Source organism: Ktedonosporobacter rubrisoli, assembly GCF_004208415.1.
In the GTDB taxonomy this organism is placed as follows: Bacteria; Chloroflexota; Ktedonobacteria; order Ktedonobacterales; family Ktedonobacteraceae; genus Ktedonosporobacter; species Ktedonosporobacter rubrisoli.
Genome location: NZ_CP035758.1, coordinates 9,824,709 through 9,840,381 on the forward strand (window position 1 = coordinate 9,824,709; position 15,673 = coordinate 9,840,381).

General features: G+C 52.0%; 10 protein-coding genes. 5 read left to right on the top strand and 5 right to left on the bottom strand.

The window, feature by feature from the left end:
* The first annotated feature begins 103 nt into the window (after positions 1-103).
* Positions 104-2,467, top strand: a complete 2,364-nt coding sequence (locus EPA93_RS42105; protein ID WP_165423753.1) for an MGH1-like glycoside hydrolase domain-containing protein — start codon at positions 104-106, stop codon at positions 2,465-2,467.
* Positions 2,468-2,547: 80 nt separating this feature from the next.
* On the opposite strand, the gene EPA93_RS42110 is transcribed toward EPA93_RS42105, so the two are convergent.
* The 5 genes from EPA93_RS42110 to EPA93_RS42130 all read right to left on the bottom strand — a co-directional run bounded on the left by EPA93_RS42110 (position 2,548) and on the right by EPA93_RS42130 (position 9,217).
* The gene (locus EPA93_RS42110) at positions 2,548-3,291 is read right to left on the bottom strand and encodes a CAP domain-containing protein (RefSeq protein WP_129893296.1); all 744 of its coding nucleotides are present in this window, start codon (positions 3,289-3,291) and stop codon (positions 2,548-2,550) included.
* 176 nt (positions 3,292-3,467) lie between these two features.
* Complete coding sequence (locus EPA93_RS42115) at positions 3,468-4,403, bottom strand: PP2C family protein-serine/threonine phosphatase (protein WP_129893297.1); 936 nt, start codon at positions 4,401-4,403, stop codon at positions 3,468-3,470.
* 287 nt (positions 4,404-4,690) lie between these two features.
* Positions 4,691-5,404, bottom strand: a complete 714-nt coding sequence (locus tag EPA93_RS42120; protein WP_165423754.1) for a type 1 glutamine amidotransferase — start codon at positions 5,402-5,404, stop codon at positions 4,691-4,693.
* Positions 5,405-5,634: 230 nt separating this feature from the next.
* Positions 5,635-7,821 (bottom strand): alpha-amylase/4-alpha-glucanotransferase domain-containing protein, encoded by a 2,187-nt coding sequence (locus EPA93_RS42125; protein WP_129893299.1) that lies wholly within the window; start codon positions 7,819-7,821, stop codon positions 5,635-5,637.
* A gap of 190 nt (positions 7,822-8,011) precedes the next feature.
* Complete coding sequence (locus EPA93_RS42130; RefSeq protein ID WP_129893300.1) at positions 8,012-9,217, bottom strand: MFS transporter; 1,206 nt, start codon at positions 9,215-9,217, stop codon at positions 8,012-8,014.
* 521 nt (positions 9,218-9,738) lie between these two features.
* Between EPA93_RS42130 and EPA93_RS42135 the strand changes: the two genes are divergently transcribed.
* From EPA93_RS42135 to EPA93_RS42150, 4 genes are all read left to right on the top strand, one after another.
* Positions 9,739-10,917 (top strand): M50 family metallopeptidase, encoded by a 1,179-nt coding sequence (locus EPA93_RS42135; protein WP_129893301.1) that lies wholly within the window; start codon positions 9,739-9,741, stop codon positions 10,915-10,917.
* Positions 10,918-11,151: 234 nt separating this feature from the next.
* On the top strand, positions 11,152-11,910 hold the full coding sequence (locus EPA93_RS42140; protein ID WP_207229341.1) for a response regulator transcription factor: 759 nt from the start codon (positions 11,152-11,154) through the stop codon (positions 11,908-11,910).
* 5 nt (positions 11,911-11,915) lie between these two features.
* Positions 11,916-14,303 carry a sensor histidine kinase gene (locus EPA93_RS42145; RefSeq protein ID WP_165423755.1) on the top strand — a complete coding sequence of 796 codons (2,388 nt, stop codon included), beginning with the start codon at positions 11,916-11,918 and terminating at the stop codon, positions 14,301-14,303.
* Between the two features lie 241 nt (positions 14,304-14,544).
* Positions 14,545-15,444, top strand: a complete 900-nt coding sequence (locus EPA93_RS42150; protein ID WP_165423756.1) for an SDR family oxidoreductase — start codon at positions 14,545-14,547, stop codon at positions 15,442-15,444.
* Positions 15,445-15,673 lie beyond the last annotated feature (229 nt).

Sequence of the window (15,673 nt, forward strand, 5' to 3'; positions counted from 1 at the left end):
TGCAGACACAGCGCGCGACAAGAGCTAATAGACATCAGGAGATGGTCACCTTAAAGAGCCAGGAAGAGATAGAAAATAAAGAGGCGTTAGGAGCTAGATGCATATGATTCCGCAAGATGATTTTACCCCTCATGGCTATCTGGATAATCCATTCCATAGCTGGAAACTGAATCCCAGCGGTGTTTTGCGCTCAATCGTGCCTCTTGGCATGGGTTGGCATGTGCCGAACCTGGGGAGCTATGCGCGTAATCAGTTTCAATACACAGCTCATCTAGGGGTAGGGCTAAAGGTCGGCAAACAGATCCTGCTAACTGCCGAGGATTTCAGGCGGCATAAATGCTCCATTGCCAGCCATCTGCATACCAGAAATCGCTTTGAGTATACCTGCCTCGTACCAGCCTATGAGCTGGAACTCAGGGTACGTTACTTTCTCGTCAATGAGCATGCTTTGGGCTGCGTGATCAGACTCAAGACAGAGGCAAAGAAGCCTTTGCCCGTCACCTGCTATCTACTCCATCGGCATACACACAATCCGCATACCAGTCGTCTGTGGGAGCACGGATTATATGTCGGCGTAGGTCCGCAGAAGGGCTCAGCGCTTTTGGGAATTGCCAGCGAGGGCGATGCTTTTGTGCATGGGGCGCGCTCGGCCGATGGCGCGGAGCTGATCTTTGGCGCGATAGGCCACGTTGTGGCTCTCGAAGATGCGGCGATCTGGGCGCATGATATCCCCGTTGCGCGCCCTGACGTAACCGAGCATGAAGAGAGTACCGGCTGGCAGTCGCGTACAGTCATCGTGCCCTGGCAACTCGTCATGGAAGGGAAAGGAAGCGAGCGCATCGTCAATGCCGTGCTGGCGCGAGGCGTCTCGCCGGACCAGAGTAGCCAGCGCTGGCTCGATGCTATGGAAGAGATTGCCCGTGCTGAGGCTGAGCATCATAGCGACGATCAGCAGTTCTGGAGCTCGGCGCCGCAGCTTACTGGCGACTGGCCCGCCCATTGGCGGCGCGGACTGGTCTATGATTTTGAGACCCTGCGCATGATGGTGCGGCCCTCGGCAGGCGTTCTGCCTCATCCCTGGGATGCCATGCAGATTCAGGCACCAAGATCCGTGCTAGCTGAGGCTGCTATGGATATGCTCTTCCTGAGTTATGCCGATCCAGTATTGGCCCAGGAGGTCTTGCTTGGCCATTTCTCCTCCTCGCCGCGCCCCAATCTTCCCTGCATGCGCGAAGATGGTAGCTATAATATGATTGCCGATGATGGAAAGATCTGTGGCACCGCTCCCGAGTGGGGTTTTCCGCTCTGGTGCTGCGACCAAATCTTCTTGCGTACCGCTGATAGATCCTGGCTGCGTCGTCTGTATCCTGGGGTAGCCGCTTATCTGCGCTGGTGGCTTGCAGAGCGGCGTGACCCCGAGGGCTGGCTGGTGTATGCCTGCTCCTGGGAGAGCGGCCAGGACGTCTCCCGGCGCTTTGGACCTCAGCAGACCGGCGGAACGATTATTCAGCACGTGCGCCCGGTAGATTTGCAGGCGAGTATGGCCCAGGGCGCAAGCATCCTGGTGCGCTGGGCTCGCTTGCTGGCCCAGGAACCGCAAGCTCCGGCTAATGATGAGCTTCCTGCGCTTGATTTTGCCGCCGAAGCTGAGCAGTGGAAGAGCGTGGCCACCGAGTTTACCGAGAAGACGCGTTTCATGTGGCAAGATGGCTGGTTCCGCGATTATGACGCTGTGACGCGTGAGTGGTCAACGCTGCAGGATACCATGCACCTGGCTCCCATCTTTTGTGGTGCTGCGAGTGAGGAGCAGACGGAGCAGCTTCGCTCCTATTTTGCGCAGCCGCCTGCTCATAGCGGTTGGATGCCGCTCTCATGGCCGCCGGTTGTCATGGCTCTTGTTGGGGCAGCCGCGAAGGCGAAAATGCCGGCCGAAGCTGCCGAGCTGGCCTATCAATTTATAGAAGCAGCCTATCGAAGTACTGATAGCCGCGAGCTGGATGAGCAGGGAGGTTTGCCCGGCGTCACACGCGAGTATCATCAGGCCCAGCGGGTTGGAAAATGGGGCGCGCTTGAATATTCTAACGCCGGTATCGAAGGCTATGGCTGGGGCGCGTTAAGCATTCATCTGCTCATACGCTACCTGCTGGGATTGCGCGCGCAGGAAGATGGTCAGCTCGTTGTTGCGCCTATGCTGCCCACAGCCTTGCGGCGAGAAGGCGCGAACTATCAAGTTGGCCCGCTGCGCTGGGGAGAATATATTTTGCATGTCAGCTGTCAGGTTCGGACGAAACAAGGCTTTAGCCTGGAGATTCGCTACGAGCGGTTTATCTCAGAAGAGAGCCTGGCCCTTGACGTCGCTAACCTTGACGCAACCATCGAGGCGATTGCCGCAGCGCAAAAGGTCCAGCCGCAGCGCTGGCAGTGGAACGGAGTATGGGGCGAAGAGCAGACTGTGCCGCTTTCATAGCTACGTCTCTGGCCGTGATCTACCTCGCTTAAGCTGGGAAAAATAACGTGAGCAGGCTTCGATTATCGCTGTGCTGTTGGTTAGCCTACCATATCTTCAGTAAACCAGATATAGCCGCCTGGATCTATAAAGACGCCAACGCCTACCTCATGGAGCGTCGTGCTGAATAAGTGAATGCGATGCCAGCCGCTGGGGGGCTCATTGACCATACCTTCCTGGATCTTATAGACACCTCCCCAGGGCGTTGGGAAAGGGCCGGCATAGGCAATATTTTCGCCGCAATCCTTGAAACCCTGGAAACCCTCTCTGGCGATACGATCGCATTGCGGAAGGCCATCGGGGCAGGTATGGCTAAAGCCGCAGTGATACATATTCCAGCTATGTAAGCGCGCGCCGCCCGACAGCGTAGCATTCCAGCTATAGGTATAAAGCCCTCGATCCTGCCGATCCTTATTGATCAAGGCGAAAAGCTGTTGCGTGAGCGAGATTTCAAGCTCAGTCATGGGCGGCGGAGAACCATAGGGAGCAGTGCCAGGACCTGTCGTAGGAATATTGCTCGGATTTGAGGTCCCGGCAGGTCCTCCGTGAAGAGGCGCCTGCGTAGGATCTGGGGTTTGCTCAGGTGGAACTGTAGGTGTAGGAGTTGCATGATGACCCTGGATAGAGACCGCCACAGCCGTTGCCGTTGGCATTTGCTGTACTTGAATATCATTGCCATCCACTAGCTGTGTGCTGGATTGGCGCTGCGACCCAGTACTACCACAAGAGCTCAAGAGAAACAGACCAAACAACACAACCAGCAACCAGGGCTTTCTACACGCCACGAGATGAAACCTCCTGAATGCAATATTTGTTGAGAACAAAACATGCTCACTCGGAGAGTAACATACTCTGACGTGTAGACATGCGTATGCTTAATACGACTTAGTACTTTTTGGAATATTTTTTAATGTTTTTATTATGAATATTTTTAACCCCTCATGAAACCTCTTATATATATTTAAAAGCGACAGGTGATCACGATAGCGCTCATATCATCGGGTTTAGCGCGCACTGTAATGCTGCGTTCCTGGTGGGAACGTTGAATAGAGCGTTCCACCAGCACACGTGCGCTGGCATGACGCGGCTCACTGCGCAGGGTTTCTTCGATTTCCTGGTCAGTTAGATTATCGTGGATGCCATCGGTGCAGAGAAGGATGCGGTCCCCAGGATGAATAGAGATGGTATCAATATGGATGGTCGGTGGGAGAGGACCACCCAGGGCCTGCGTAATACCGCCACGCAATCGGAAGTAGCTAAACTCTGTATCCGATAGCTCGTCAGTGCGCACGGCCTGATCGATACGTAAAGCGTCTTCCTCATTAATAATCTGGTTCTCAACCAGCTTGGCCAGAAGTCCATCATCGCTTGTTAAGCGTTGTAATGGTTCATCGCCGCGTAAGAGATAGATACGGCTATCTCCGACATGGGCATAAACCATCGTGTAATCGCGGGCATCTGGCTGACGGCTGAAGGCGGCAAGCGCAACTGTTGTTGCCAGGTCGTCAGTACCGGCCTTATGGGCCCCTTCTGTCCGTACTTGCTCGTCAGCTTCCAGAACGAGTTGCTGGAGTGCGTCGCACAGATCAAGGTCGTTGCACGATTCCAGGTAGGGCTGCATCTTATGGCCTATATGATGCTGCTCTAGAATATCCTGCCAGCGCTGACGTGCTGCGCGTGCGGCGGTTTGCGAGGCGATTTCTCCAGCGGCACTACCTCCAACGCCATCGAAAACTGCGGCCAGACCTCTTAATTCATCGACGAGGATGCTATCCTCGTTGCGCTCGGGATGCCGTTCGCAGGCGATACTTCGATGGGCAAACGTGAAATGAGGAAGTCCAATAATATGGTTGTGTGTAGTAATATGTGTGCGTCGGCTCATTCTATGTTGCGGCATCTTCGTCGCATGCTGCCTTTCGAAAAATGTTTAAACATAGAGTGTGTGTGCTTATATAGTTGAGGCACACCTCACTTATATCATTCATGGATAAATCTCGCTCAGTTGGCCAATGGATAACTCTAAATGGTTGACCACCGAATTCTGATCTATTACTAACTTTGTTATGTCTCATAAAGTTTACGATGAATCGGCACCATGAGCAAACCCCTACAAGCCTGAGTAGGCTATGAATGCAAGTATAGCAGATTGCTGGATGAAAAGGAATGAGTTTTATCCTATTCACTTTAGATTAACTTGCTGATCTTGAGAAAATTCTCAAACATGATGCGGGTATGCGCTTCATACGTCGATTGTTGTGTCTGCTTATCGCGTTCAATGGCCTCATAGGTCTCGCGCCCAATGCTCTTAATGATCTCCTCCTGTGATGTCATCTGGTGAAACCAAAGGTCCAACATAGATGCATCAACTTCGATATGGTACTGTAGTCCGTAAGTACTGTTTCCGTAACGGAAGGCCTGGTTTTTCGTATTCTCGTTGCTGGCCAGCCGTATAGCTCCGGGCGGGAGATCAAAGGCGTCCTCGTGCCAATGAAAAACCTTCTGATAGCCCGGCAGACCTGCGTAGAGCGGATCTTTGCTCCCCTCCTCTGTAAATGGTATATCGAAAAAGCCTATTTCACTTGTCGTGTGCCTTTGTACGGAACCCCCGAGTGCTTTTGCCAATGCCTGACCGCCCAGGCAGATACCCAGGCATGGGATCTCATGCTCGACTGCCATACGCCACATCTCTTGCTCTGTAATGAAGAATGGATATTTATCTGTCTCATATACGTGTTGAGGGCCGCCAAACGCTACTATTGCGGCGTAGTGCGTTGGCTCAGGTATTGGTTCTGTTTCAACTTTAATCATATCATAAGCGATATGATGCTGCCGCAGAACCTTGCCTACATATCCCTCTGAATTTTCCCATGAATGCTGGAGCGCGAGCACTCGTTTCATCTTGTGCATTGTCCTTTCCCGGTAATGTTTCGGGCGAAGAGGAAACGCTGTGTGGTTCCCTCCAGTGGGCGCAATTTCAGTTCAAACCTGCTTGCGCTTGGTGTGCATGTGTGTTTCTTTGAGCTGTTGTGGGCGATACTTGATGATCAGCAGCGTAGCACCAGGTGTATCTGGCACATGGCTACTATATAATATACTCATGAAATGCTCTCTTCGATGCAACTGTTTGGTTATTGAGGCTTACTTCCTCTACACGTGATTTCGATATTCCAGCTTTGCCCGGCTTCAAGCGTCAATGGCCAGATCAAGGTACAGCAACTACCCTGGTGCGTACGTTCAAAGCCAGCTTCTGAGCCGGTGATTGTCTCTATTGAGAAACGCCAGAGTGTGGCGGGCTCACTTAATATAAACGCCATATTTTGTTGAAGCCACGTATTGCCGACCTGAAATTCGCTGACCTGCAAAACTTCCCCGCTACTATCGAAATGACTATCCTCCAGCTGCTGATCTTTTACCTGATAGTAAGCTTGCTCGTTCTTACCACCACCGAGGAGATGCAAGTTCCACTCGCTTGCAAAGTGCGTTTGCAAACGTGCCTGGCCCTTGTTCTCAATTGTATAACGAATAACTAGTTTTTCTTCTCCACAGGGAACTATTAATATTTTATTAAGACGGACCGGTAGTGGCGCTAGAGCGCCTGGCCGCTGTACCTGCCCATCGCGAGTGAGCGAGACGGTGAGCGCCTGCTCGCTCTGGCTTACTTCGGCAAGGTATGGCTGCTCGACAAAGTTGCCCTGTTCCGCGTAGCGCGCTTGCGCAAAGTTCTGCAGTGGCAAGCCATCGGGCAGGAAATGGTCAATCAAACTACTGCGACGATAGGGATCGACGACGAGATAGCGGTCGAGTCCGGGCTCTTTGGTGCGTACAGTTGTATGAGGTGAACCTGGCTCACCCTGACCTTGCTGAGCAAGTTGCGCGCCTTGACGTTGCTCTCGCTCGTGTTCGATCAAGGTCTGATGATAGCCTTCCTGATAGCGGGTCATGACAGAGGTCATATTGTGCGCGCTGCGACGCATATCCCACTCAAAAAGTGCGCCTCCGCGTTGAGGGTCGATATAGAGATTTTGCTGATCCGTTTCTACAATCAGCTCATTCTGACTATCACAGTCAAAATCGGTAAATTCGTAACGCTGCCAGGAGGTATCGCCATAGCGAAGGCGCGCGGCGGCATTCTCGGCTTTGATCAAATGATGATAGATGGCTGAACGCACATGACCCATATAAATGCCGCCAAAGAGTCCATGCCAATAGGTATCGTTGGCTTGAGCCTTCCAGAGCTGGACGGTCCCGCTCTCTTCAGTTGCGCCGGCATCATATACTTGTTTGTGTGTGCGTAGCATTTTCTTATGCTGATTATTTACTTCGGGATAACGCACCATAAAGTTACGCCAGAAGCCACCGCGCATAAATTGGAGTGTGGCATATTGCTTGTCATGCTCTAACTGATGGAGTAATTTTCCGAACAGATAGGATTTTTGTGCGGGCAGCGCCCACTCTGTCATCTCAATGTAGGATGAGGTGGGAATATAGATCCTGCCCAAGGCTTGATGGGTTTGTGCATATTCTCCCAGAGGGATGGTATGCAGCCAGGCGCTATTGACTTCAAGCGCTGTGAAGAACTCTTCAATCCAGCCAGATTTCCCATCTGAGCCCCAGCTATAGTGGTAAGTATCGGGCCAACTGCCAAATTTTTCGCCGTCATCTCCCATAACGACGATACGTTGGCTGTTGAGTGTGGCAAGAGAGCGCAGCGTCTCTATAGTTTCTGCTACCGGTCGCCAGGGAATGGTATAGCGTAAAGCTTTGCTTGTGGCATAGACCTTCAGTACGCTGCCCTGATCCTCGGTCGCATAGTAGCCGTAGAGATCGCTGTCCTCTAAGCCGACATTTTTGAAATGGATATCGTCAAGCACTGTCCATTCAATGCCGGCCTCACGGAGTGGGCGCGGTAGGCCCGGTTCCCACACTCGTTCGGCTGTCCACATGCCTGTTGGTCGTGTCCCGAAACGGCGTTGCAGATATTCCGTCAGACGGCGAATCTGGGCAACTTTATCGGTGTCGGGAATCGACGGGAGGATGGGTTCGTAGTAGCCACCGCTCACCATTTCAACTTGTTTACGCTCGATAAGCGTAGCGATTCTATCTAGAAATTCAGGATGGGTTTCTTCCAGCCAGTCTAGAAGCGAACCTGTGTAATGGAGCGAGAGGCGGACCAGGGGATGCCGCTCCAGGGCTTCAATCATGGGTAAGTAGGCTACTTCATAGACTTGCTGGAAAACCCAAGGGAAGTTGCCCACGGGCTGATGATTGTGGAGCAGTAGCCCGAGATGAATACTGCTGGTATGCTCGCTTGTCATGAATATATTTTACCTGTATACAAAGAGCGCTCTGCTACACGGACATTACGCCCTTTGTTGAAAATTGGTTCGTGTAATAGCATCGCTAACTTGCTTCTGCTATATCAGGTTACTCTTCTTTATTGTATGAAAAGTATACCCAATATGCAAGGGTTTTGTAAGTCTAATGTACTGCAATAGTGATGCAAACTCAAGCAAGAAAGTAAGCAATGAGCCCGAGAAGCATAAGCATGGTACCCAGGCCCAGCCCGGTTGTAGTCAGTCCCAGATCTCCAACATAGCCAATGAGCGGGTTGAAGGCCATTCCGGCAAGCGCGCCTAGAAATGATAAGACGGAAAGTGTTGTTGCGCGCGATCCATCCTTGATATGTCTGTTTAGGATATCGCTAATAATAGTTGATCGCCAGGCTGAACCGACAATGATAGCCATGATCAAAAGAACTGTTGGAAGCGGATCGCGGGTTGCGGCAAGGGCTATATAGCCAACGCCAGGAATAAGGCACGAGAGCGCCAGGGCCATGCGTGTGCCCGGAACTTTCTTGGCGGCGGGCGTAGTGAGCACTACAAGCATGCTCAAACCAACGGCAGCGGCTGTAAGCGGACCAAACCAGAGGACGGCAATTCCTGCTTGCGCGAAATAGGGCTGGTTGTACCAGTAGATAGCATTAACTAGCGTGAATGCTGCGCTTTGCACTAGGCTAAGGCTAACTAATGCGGGATACCTACGTATTAATTGTAAGGCCGAGCGCAGAAATTCTACTGTGCTCAACGGCGCCAGACCATTCTGAGAGGCAAGCTGTGCATGTCTGGGTACTGACTGAAGGCGCAAGATGGCCACAAACGCCAGGCCCAGAGGAATGAGCGTAATGATAAAAGGTAGCGCTGGATCGTGTGTGCCGAAAAAACTGCCAGTAGCCAGTCCGGCAAAGAAACCGACATTCCTTGCGGCGTTGAGCAGAGCAAAGGCCGCTGGGCTGAGCTCGGCACTACGCTCCTGCGGCAGGCTTTCATAAATGAGAGCATCTTCGCAGCCGGAGAGGCAGGCAAGATTCAGGCCGAAAAGGGCAGAGGCTAAGGCGAAGGGCCAGAAGCCGCGCGTGATGATGAATAATAGCAAACTGGCAAGATTGCTGGCATAGCCCAGCAGCAGCGTGGGCCGATAGCCCAGACGGTCGGCAAAGATCCCGCTGGGAATTTCAAAGAGCCAGGCGGCTATGGAGATAATCGCTTCAAGCGCAAACATTTCTGTGAAATTCAAGCCGCGCAGGGTTTCGTACTGTACCATCACAGTACTATAAAACATAGTATTGGCAAGCAGGCTGGCGATGAAAAGCCAGCGCACATTGCGAATGGATAAAAGTTCTCGATAGGCTTTGAAGTGCGTGGACAAATGCATAGAACATAACCCTCCTGAAGTAATGCCAAAGGGAAAAACTGACACACAGAAAGTTATGTTCCGGGCGGGGCACGTGCCTTAGCCAGGTATGAAGATTGTTAGTTTGGGTGTGGTTGTATCTGAATGCGTCTCATGCGAGATGTATTTTTCCGTAATCTATAACGTATAAGCTTATAGTAAACTATGCACCAATTTCAGCCCGGCGTCAAGCCTGACCTGGCCGGATATGCGGTCGGGCTAAAACTCTAGCTTGGCAAGAGCAGGCTAATGCAGGCATAATAATAGTACTAACATCGCGATGTATAAAAGATTGTTTTAAGATTCTCAAGTATACTTATGTATCTGAGCTGAGTTGCTGATCAGGAGAGACAATGCTGGACTCCTCATCCTGCCATTGTGGGAACGGAGCACCCTTTGCGCAGAACTGACAAATTTGTTGGCGAATACATATCAAGGCGTATCGAGATCGTCATCCATTTTAAGAACCCCTGAAAAGAGAGTAATAAGGAGATCCGTTTTTAATGAATTACTGGTATATATTGGCAGTTATCCCGGTTTTTGGCCTGCTGGTGCTGGTCCATGAGCTTGGGCATTTTCTGGCTGCGAAATGGTCAGGAATTCGCGTTGAGGAGTTCGGGCTGGGATTTCCACCACGCATCGTCGGTATTCGCAGGCGTGCGAACAAAGGCTGGGAGGTTATCTGGCTCAACAAGATCTATGAGGAAGAGAGCCCCTTTGACGCTCCGGCTCCCCGCAATACTATCTATTCTCTGAACCTGCTACCGATAGGTGGTTTCGTACGCATGACAGGCGAGGATGGGAGCACGGTAGACGAATATGGTAATCATGATCCGCAAAGCTTCACGGCAAAATCTGCGGGCAAGCGCTTTATAACCCTTGCGGCCGGCGTGGTGATGAACTTTTTGCTGGCCATCGTCCTGTTTTCGATAGCCTATGGACCGGGAGTAGGGCAGCCCGATTATCCGGCCCAGGTTGCCTCTGTTGTTCCGAACTCCCCGGCTGCTCAGGCTGGATTGCGTCCGGGAGATAAAATCCTGGCGATAAACGATAAGCCTGTGCAGTATATGTCTGAAATATCCCTGGCTGTACAAGGCGTGGTGAGTACCAATCACGATAAGGCACCCTCAGCTACCGTGCCAATCAAGCTGACCGTGCGCCACCCTGATAGCACGGCTCCGGTAACCATGCAGGTCAATGCACGGCTTCATCCACCCCAGGGTCAAGGAGCACTCGGCTTTAGCTCGGTGAGTCAGCGCGTCTATGTCACGGTTCCTCTCTGGCAAGCGCCGCTCAAGGGCATATCCTATACATTTAATGTGACGGGTCAGCTCATTCAGGGCCTGGTGCAGATGGTTACCGGACAGGTGCAAGTGCAGGTTGCCGGCCCCGTAGGGATTGCCAAGTATACAGGTCAGGCGGCCCAGATGGTCACAGAGATTGGCTGGTGGCCGATCCTTAGCCTTACAGGGCTCTTAAGTTTGAACCTGGCTGTGGTCAATAGCCTGCCCTTCCCTGCTTTGGATGGTGGGCGCATCTTTCTGATCCTGATCGAGCTCTTACGCGGTGGCAAGCGTATCAAGCCAGAACGAGAAGCAATCATTAACTTTGTGGGTATGGCTGTCTTGCTGGCTTTAATGTTTATCATCACCTTGAGCGATGTCTGGCACTGGCAGAGCTAAGCCCAAATGCACTCCCCCGAGTGCCGAGTTTTGTTGACGCAAAACCTGTATACTTGTGCTGAAAATTGGTATACTTGGTGGATTGAGTAGAAAGCAATTGGAGGTAGAGGCAGATCAGAGCCTTTTCTTTTGCCGGAAAGGGCTTGCGCGAGAAGCTGTGAGCCAGCTCTGATCGCCCTGGTTTGGACGCTGGCTCTCATGGGTCAGGCGTATCGAGCTTCGTTTCGGGAAAAGATGATAAAATTACTGCTTGTAGATGATCATGGGCCGCTGCGCAAGGCACTGCGGGAAGGTTTGGAGGCAACAGGTGCCATTCAGGTGGTGGGTGAAGCCGCAACCGGGCGCGAAGCCGTGGGGCGTGCCCTAGAGCTTGATATGGATGTCATCTTGATGGATGTACAGCTGCAGGATCCCCAGGCCAGCCGCAGCGCCCTAAGCGGTGTGGGGGCGGCAGTCGCTATTCGCCGTGAGCGCCCGCGTATGCCGGTAGTGTTCTACTCTATTCAGGATGACGACGAGTATTATCGGGAGTTTCGCGCTTCTGGTATTCTTACCCATTATGCGTATGTGCGTAAGAGCAATTATTTATTGCCGAGCATGCTTGTACCATTGTTACGCGATGCGGTAAATGGGCGTAGCCTGGTTGATCCGGAAATCGAGGATAGGGTCCAGGAAGTGCGCGACCTGGATGAGCAGTCACCACGTGCTCTCCTGGAGCCTAATGAGTTGCGTGTGGCCGAACTGATGGCGCAAGGCATGACAAACGAACAGATTGCAGCGCGCTTAAACCTGCATGATAAGCGTGCCGTAAGTCGCACGAATGGACGTATCTATGCTTCCTGGGGGCTTAGTGAAAACGCCGTTGATGATAAGGTCGCGCGTGCGCGTGCCACCTTGATCTATAACCTCAACCGTATGATTATCTGGGATGAGAACGGCGTTGCGCTGGTGCAGGATCGGCGTGGAGAATGGGTTCCGCTCTATAGAGAATAATGCATATGGCCCTGGGTATACTACTTGAAGCTGAACACTTGTTGCAGACGCTAGCTCTGGCACTATCCATATTTAATCTTGTAGCATTTCTCTGGCTGGCCTGTACTGTATGGCTTAATGGCGATCGTCAGAGCATGATTGCGCGGGTTGGTGTGGTCGGTCTGAGCCTGGCTGCCCTCTGCTTTTTTATCCATGCTCTGCTCATTGCCAGCCCATTGGTGCAAGGACCAGTGCCGGTCGGGCTGAATTTCTTATGGCACCTCATCTGGCTGCCAGGATTAGGTGCTCCCTATATCTGGTTTGCCATCGGTTTGCACTATGCCTCTCTGATTAACGAAGACTGGCGGCGACGACGGCCCTTATTGCTCGTCTGCAGCGGTTTGCTGGGTTGTGCCGTCCTATTGCTCCTGATCCTCAATCAGCCAACCATTACATTTATGGGTACAATCCATCTGCTGGCCTATAATATTGTGCCGGGAGATACCAGGGTGGGTGTATTTTCCCCGCTTGTGCTCTTGCCAGTGTTGTTCCTGGTCTATCTAACCTTTTGCGCAATTGGGCCCTGGTTTACGCCCGGAAGGGTTGGCCGTCTTCTGCGCTTTCTCTGGCGTGCCTTTACGGGGCGCAAGGGGAATAACTCGCTACGCCAGGGGCTTGTTGATGCCTTCTGGGATGACCAGACAAAAGTAGAGCTGTTGGAGGAACCCGTGCTTTCCTGGCATCTGGCACGCCCCGGGCTGCTCTTTGCCGCTATCTTGATGGCCGGTGTGACGACGAGCCTGGGAATCTTAGGGGTCTGGTCAATGATCAACTGGCTCAAACAAGGGCAACCAGCTCCCAAACTTCCACCACCGGCTCTGCTAGATCTTATCCCACTTAATCTCATGCTCCTTGATTTATTTGCGATCGGGGCTGTGGCCGTCATCACTCTGCTGATTGGCTACTCGGTGGTGCGACATGGCATTCTGATAGAGCGGCCGCTGGCCAGGCGTGGCTTTTTTGAGCAATGGCGCGGTATCGTTATTGTGGCAACGGCTATTGCCGTTCTTATCGCGACGATTGAGTACTTTACGCATAGCAGTCTGTTGGGTCTCTTGCTTATCACCTGCGTGGCAACTGGTACCTATGCCCTCTTTACCTGGAGTAGCTATACGGCCCATGATCGTTATATTGGCTTGCTCGGCCCTTTTCTTAGTAGCACAAACCTGCGCCATTGGCTAAATACCGATCTGCAGAAGACCGAGCAAAATATGGAAGATCTTTTCTTCCACCTATGCCAGGATGTGCTTGAGGTACAGTGCGCCCGCTTGATAGTTATGGCTGGTCCTGTGCGACGCAGCTTTAATTATCGCTGGCCGATCTCCGCCGAACAGCAAGATGAGCTACATAGACGGGATGAGCGCTCAAGCGCTGCGGCTTTGAGCTCAAGGGCAATGCCTGGGACACACGAGTATGCTACACTCGCGGAGGCGCCGGGCGTAAATGCCCATCGTATGCAAATGACCCTGGCGGGCCGGACCATCATTTGCTGGGTTTTGCCGATTTACGACGAATTGGGCCTGGTGGCTAAGTTCTATCTGGGGCCGCGCCAGGATGGAGCCGGTTTTACCGATGAAGATATGGAATTGGCGCATGCCTGCGGGCAGCGTATTCTCGATACTTTGCGCGACCATGAAGCAATGCTGGCGGTAGCTGGATTGCTGAGGCGGCGCATAATTGATGTGAAGCTGCTGGGAGCTCAGCAGAGGCGTGTACTGCATGATGAAATTTTGCCACAGATGCATTTAGCACTTCTACGCCTGGAAACTTTGCGTCCCTTTGTCAGTCAGAAGCAGGCGCTGGCGAAGAATACTCAGCCAGCCCCTGTGCTCGATGAGGCGATAGGCATTATTAGCGATGCACATCGGCGCCTGGCTACCATGATGCGCACAACAGTACCAAGCGCGCCGCACCGCCTGGAGCGCGATGGCATGATGCGCGCGATTCAAACAATGATTGAGCAGGATTTTCAGCAGGCCTTTGATGAGGTCGAGTGGCAGGTATCCGAGGAGACAGCAGTGCGCATCGATGAGGCTGTTCCTCCTGCTATTGCCGAGTTGATCTTTGCCGCCGTCCAGGAAGCCTTACGCAATGCTGCGCGGCATGCGCGTGGCTCAGATGTACATCGCCGTCTACGGCTTACCCTTAAGGCCTCCTTTGATCCACATCTAGAGGTAATCGTGATAGACGATGGTGTGGGCATTTCTGCGAGCAGCTCAACCAGCGGCACTGGAGGTGGATTATTAACGCATAGCGCTCTGCTGGCCATTGCTGGTGGTAGCCTGACTATGAAAAGCGCACCTAATGAAGGTGTGACAGTTCGAATTATGCTTCCTTGCGAAGCTCTCCGCTAAGCCCTATTTCATGTGCCTACTCACTATTTGCTCCATAGGTGGGCTCTCTGGCCCTAGCCCTATACTTTATCTATACTTCTACATGAAGGGAGCCATGTAAATAGCACAATGTGCTGATAAGTTGTACTAAATGGATCGGGGGCTGTTTATTTGGCTTGATTGTTGTAGGGGCAACCCGTAAAGAACGGGGAGAGCATATTGTCGATATTGCTATAGTATGAGGCAGGAGGAAGAAGAACTTATGATACTGATTACTGGAGCGACGGGCTATGTTGGCAGCCATCTTGCACAACGTCTTGCCGAAACTGGGGAGCGGCCGCGTTGCCTGGTGCGCGATCTAGATAAGTCCGCACGGGTTCTACCTGTAGAGAAGTTAGAGATCGTGCAGGGCGATACAACGCGCATTGATTCCTTAGAACCTGCTGTCAAGGGCATTGATACCATTGTGCATTGCGCATTTATTACTGCCGATCGCAAGCAATTAGGGCCAGATTTTTATGATGCTACCAACGTACAAGGCACAGCCAATCTTGTGCAAGTTGCGCAGGCTGCTGGCGTAAAACGTGTTATCGAGATCGGTGGTCTGGGCACAAAACCTGATAGGCCAGGAAGCTATATGCAGGGACGCTATGCGGCCGAGTTGCTGCTCAGCCAGAGTACCTTGGAATGGACAATAATTCGGCCTTCGGTTCTTTTCGGGAAGGATGCGCCCTTTATCAAAGGTTTGGTAGAGCTTATTCGTAGCGCCCCTGTCGTTCCGCTGATTGGTGGAGGAGGCATGAAATTTCAGCCTATCTATGTGGAGGATGTGGTTTCGGTCATCATAGAAGTGCTCAGGGAGCCAGAGCGCACTACCAACAAGATTTATACTATTGGTGGTCCCGCATATTACACTTTTGCCCAAATTTTAGCTGAACTGCTCAAGGCAACCCACAAGCGCCGGCCCAGGGTCTATGCTCCTAAAGCGTTGGTGGGCCTGGCTGCAGCATTAATGGAAGCAGTTCTACCTAATCCTCCACTTACCAAGGCAGCCATGACGCTTTTCACTTTCGATAATGTTACCGATCTCGATAGCGTCGAGCGAGATTTTGGCTTCAGGCCAATGTCGTTCAGTGCGTATCTCACTGCAAATGGTGTTTAGTAGGTTTTGGGAATTTGCTGTGCTATAATGAGGTAGTATAAGCGTATATATTGTATCTGCTATAACTTCAATTTTCAAGAAGGCGCCATTACTGTGTCCACTGACTCGTAGATCGAGGCTACAAAGTGTGTGCGCCTGCTGTTAAACTTTTTCGCTGAGAAGCGAAAAACCTTCATTCTGTCTGTTGTAAATTATGCTGTAATCCGCTATATGTAGATGGAGGGAGCCG

Coding starts and splice junctions, on each gene's coding strand:
- EPA93_RS42105 (WP_165423753.1), top strand. CDS start 104: ATGATTCCGCAAGATGATTTTACCCCTCATGGCTATCTGGATAATCCA.
- EPA93_RS42115 (WP_129893297.1), bottom strand. CDS start 4,403: ATGCCGCAACATAGAATGAGCCGACGCACACATATTACTACACACAAC.
- EPA93_RS42120 (WP_165423754.1), bottom strand. CDS start 5,404: ATGAAACGAGTGCTCGCGCTCCAGCATTCATGGGAAAATTCAGAGGGA.
- EPA93_RS42125 (WP_129893299.1), bottom strand. CDS start 7,821: ATGACAAGCGAGCATACCAGCAGTATTCATCTCGGGCTACTGCTCCAC.
- EPA93_RS42130 (WP_129893300.1), bottom strand. CDS start 9,217: ATGCATTTGTCCACGCACTTCAAAGCCTATCGAGAACTTTTATCCATT.
- EPA93_RS42135 (WP_129893301.1), top strand. CDS start 9,739: ATGAATTACTGGTATATATTGGCAGTTATCCCGGTTTTTGGCCTGCTG.
- EPA93_RS42140 (WP_207229341.1), top strand. CDS start 11,152: ATGATAAAATTACTGCTTGTAGATGATCATGGGCCGCTGCGCAAGGCA.
- EPA93_RS42145 (WP_165423755.1), top strand. CDS start 11,916: ATGGCCCTGGGTATACTACTTGAAGCTGAACACTTGTTGCAGACGCTA.
- EPA93_RS42150 (WP_165423756.1), top strand. CDS start 14,545: ATGATACTGATTACTGGAGCGACGGGCTATGTTGGCAGCCATCTTGCA.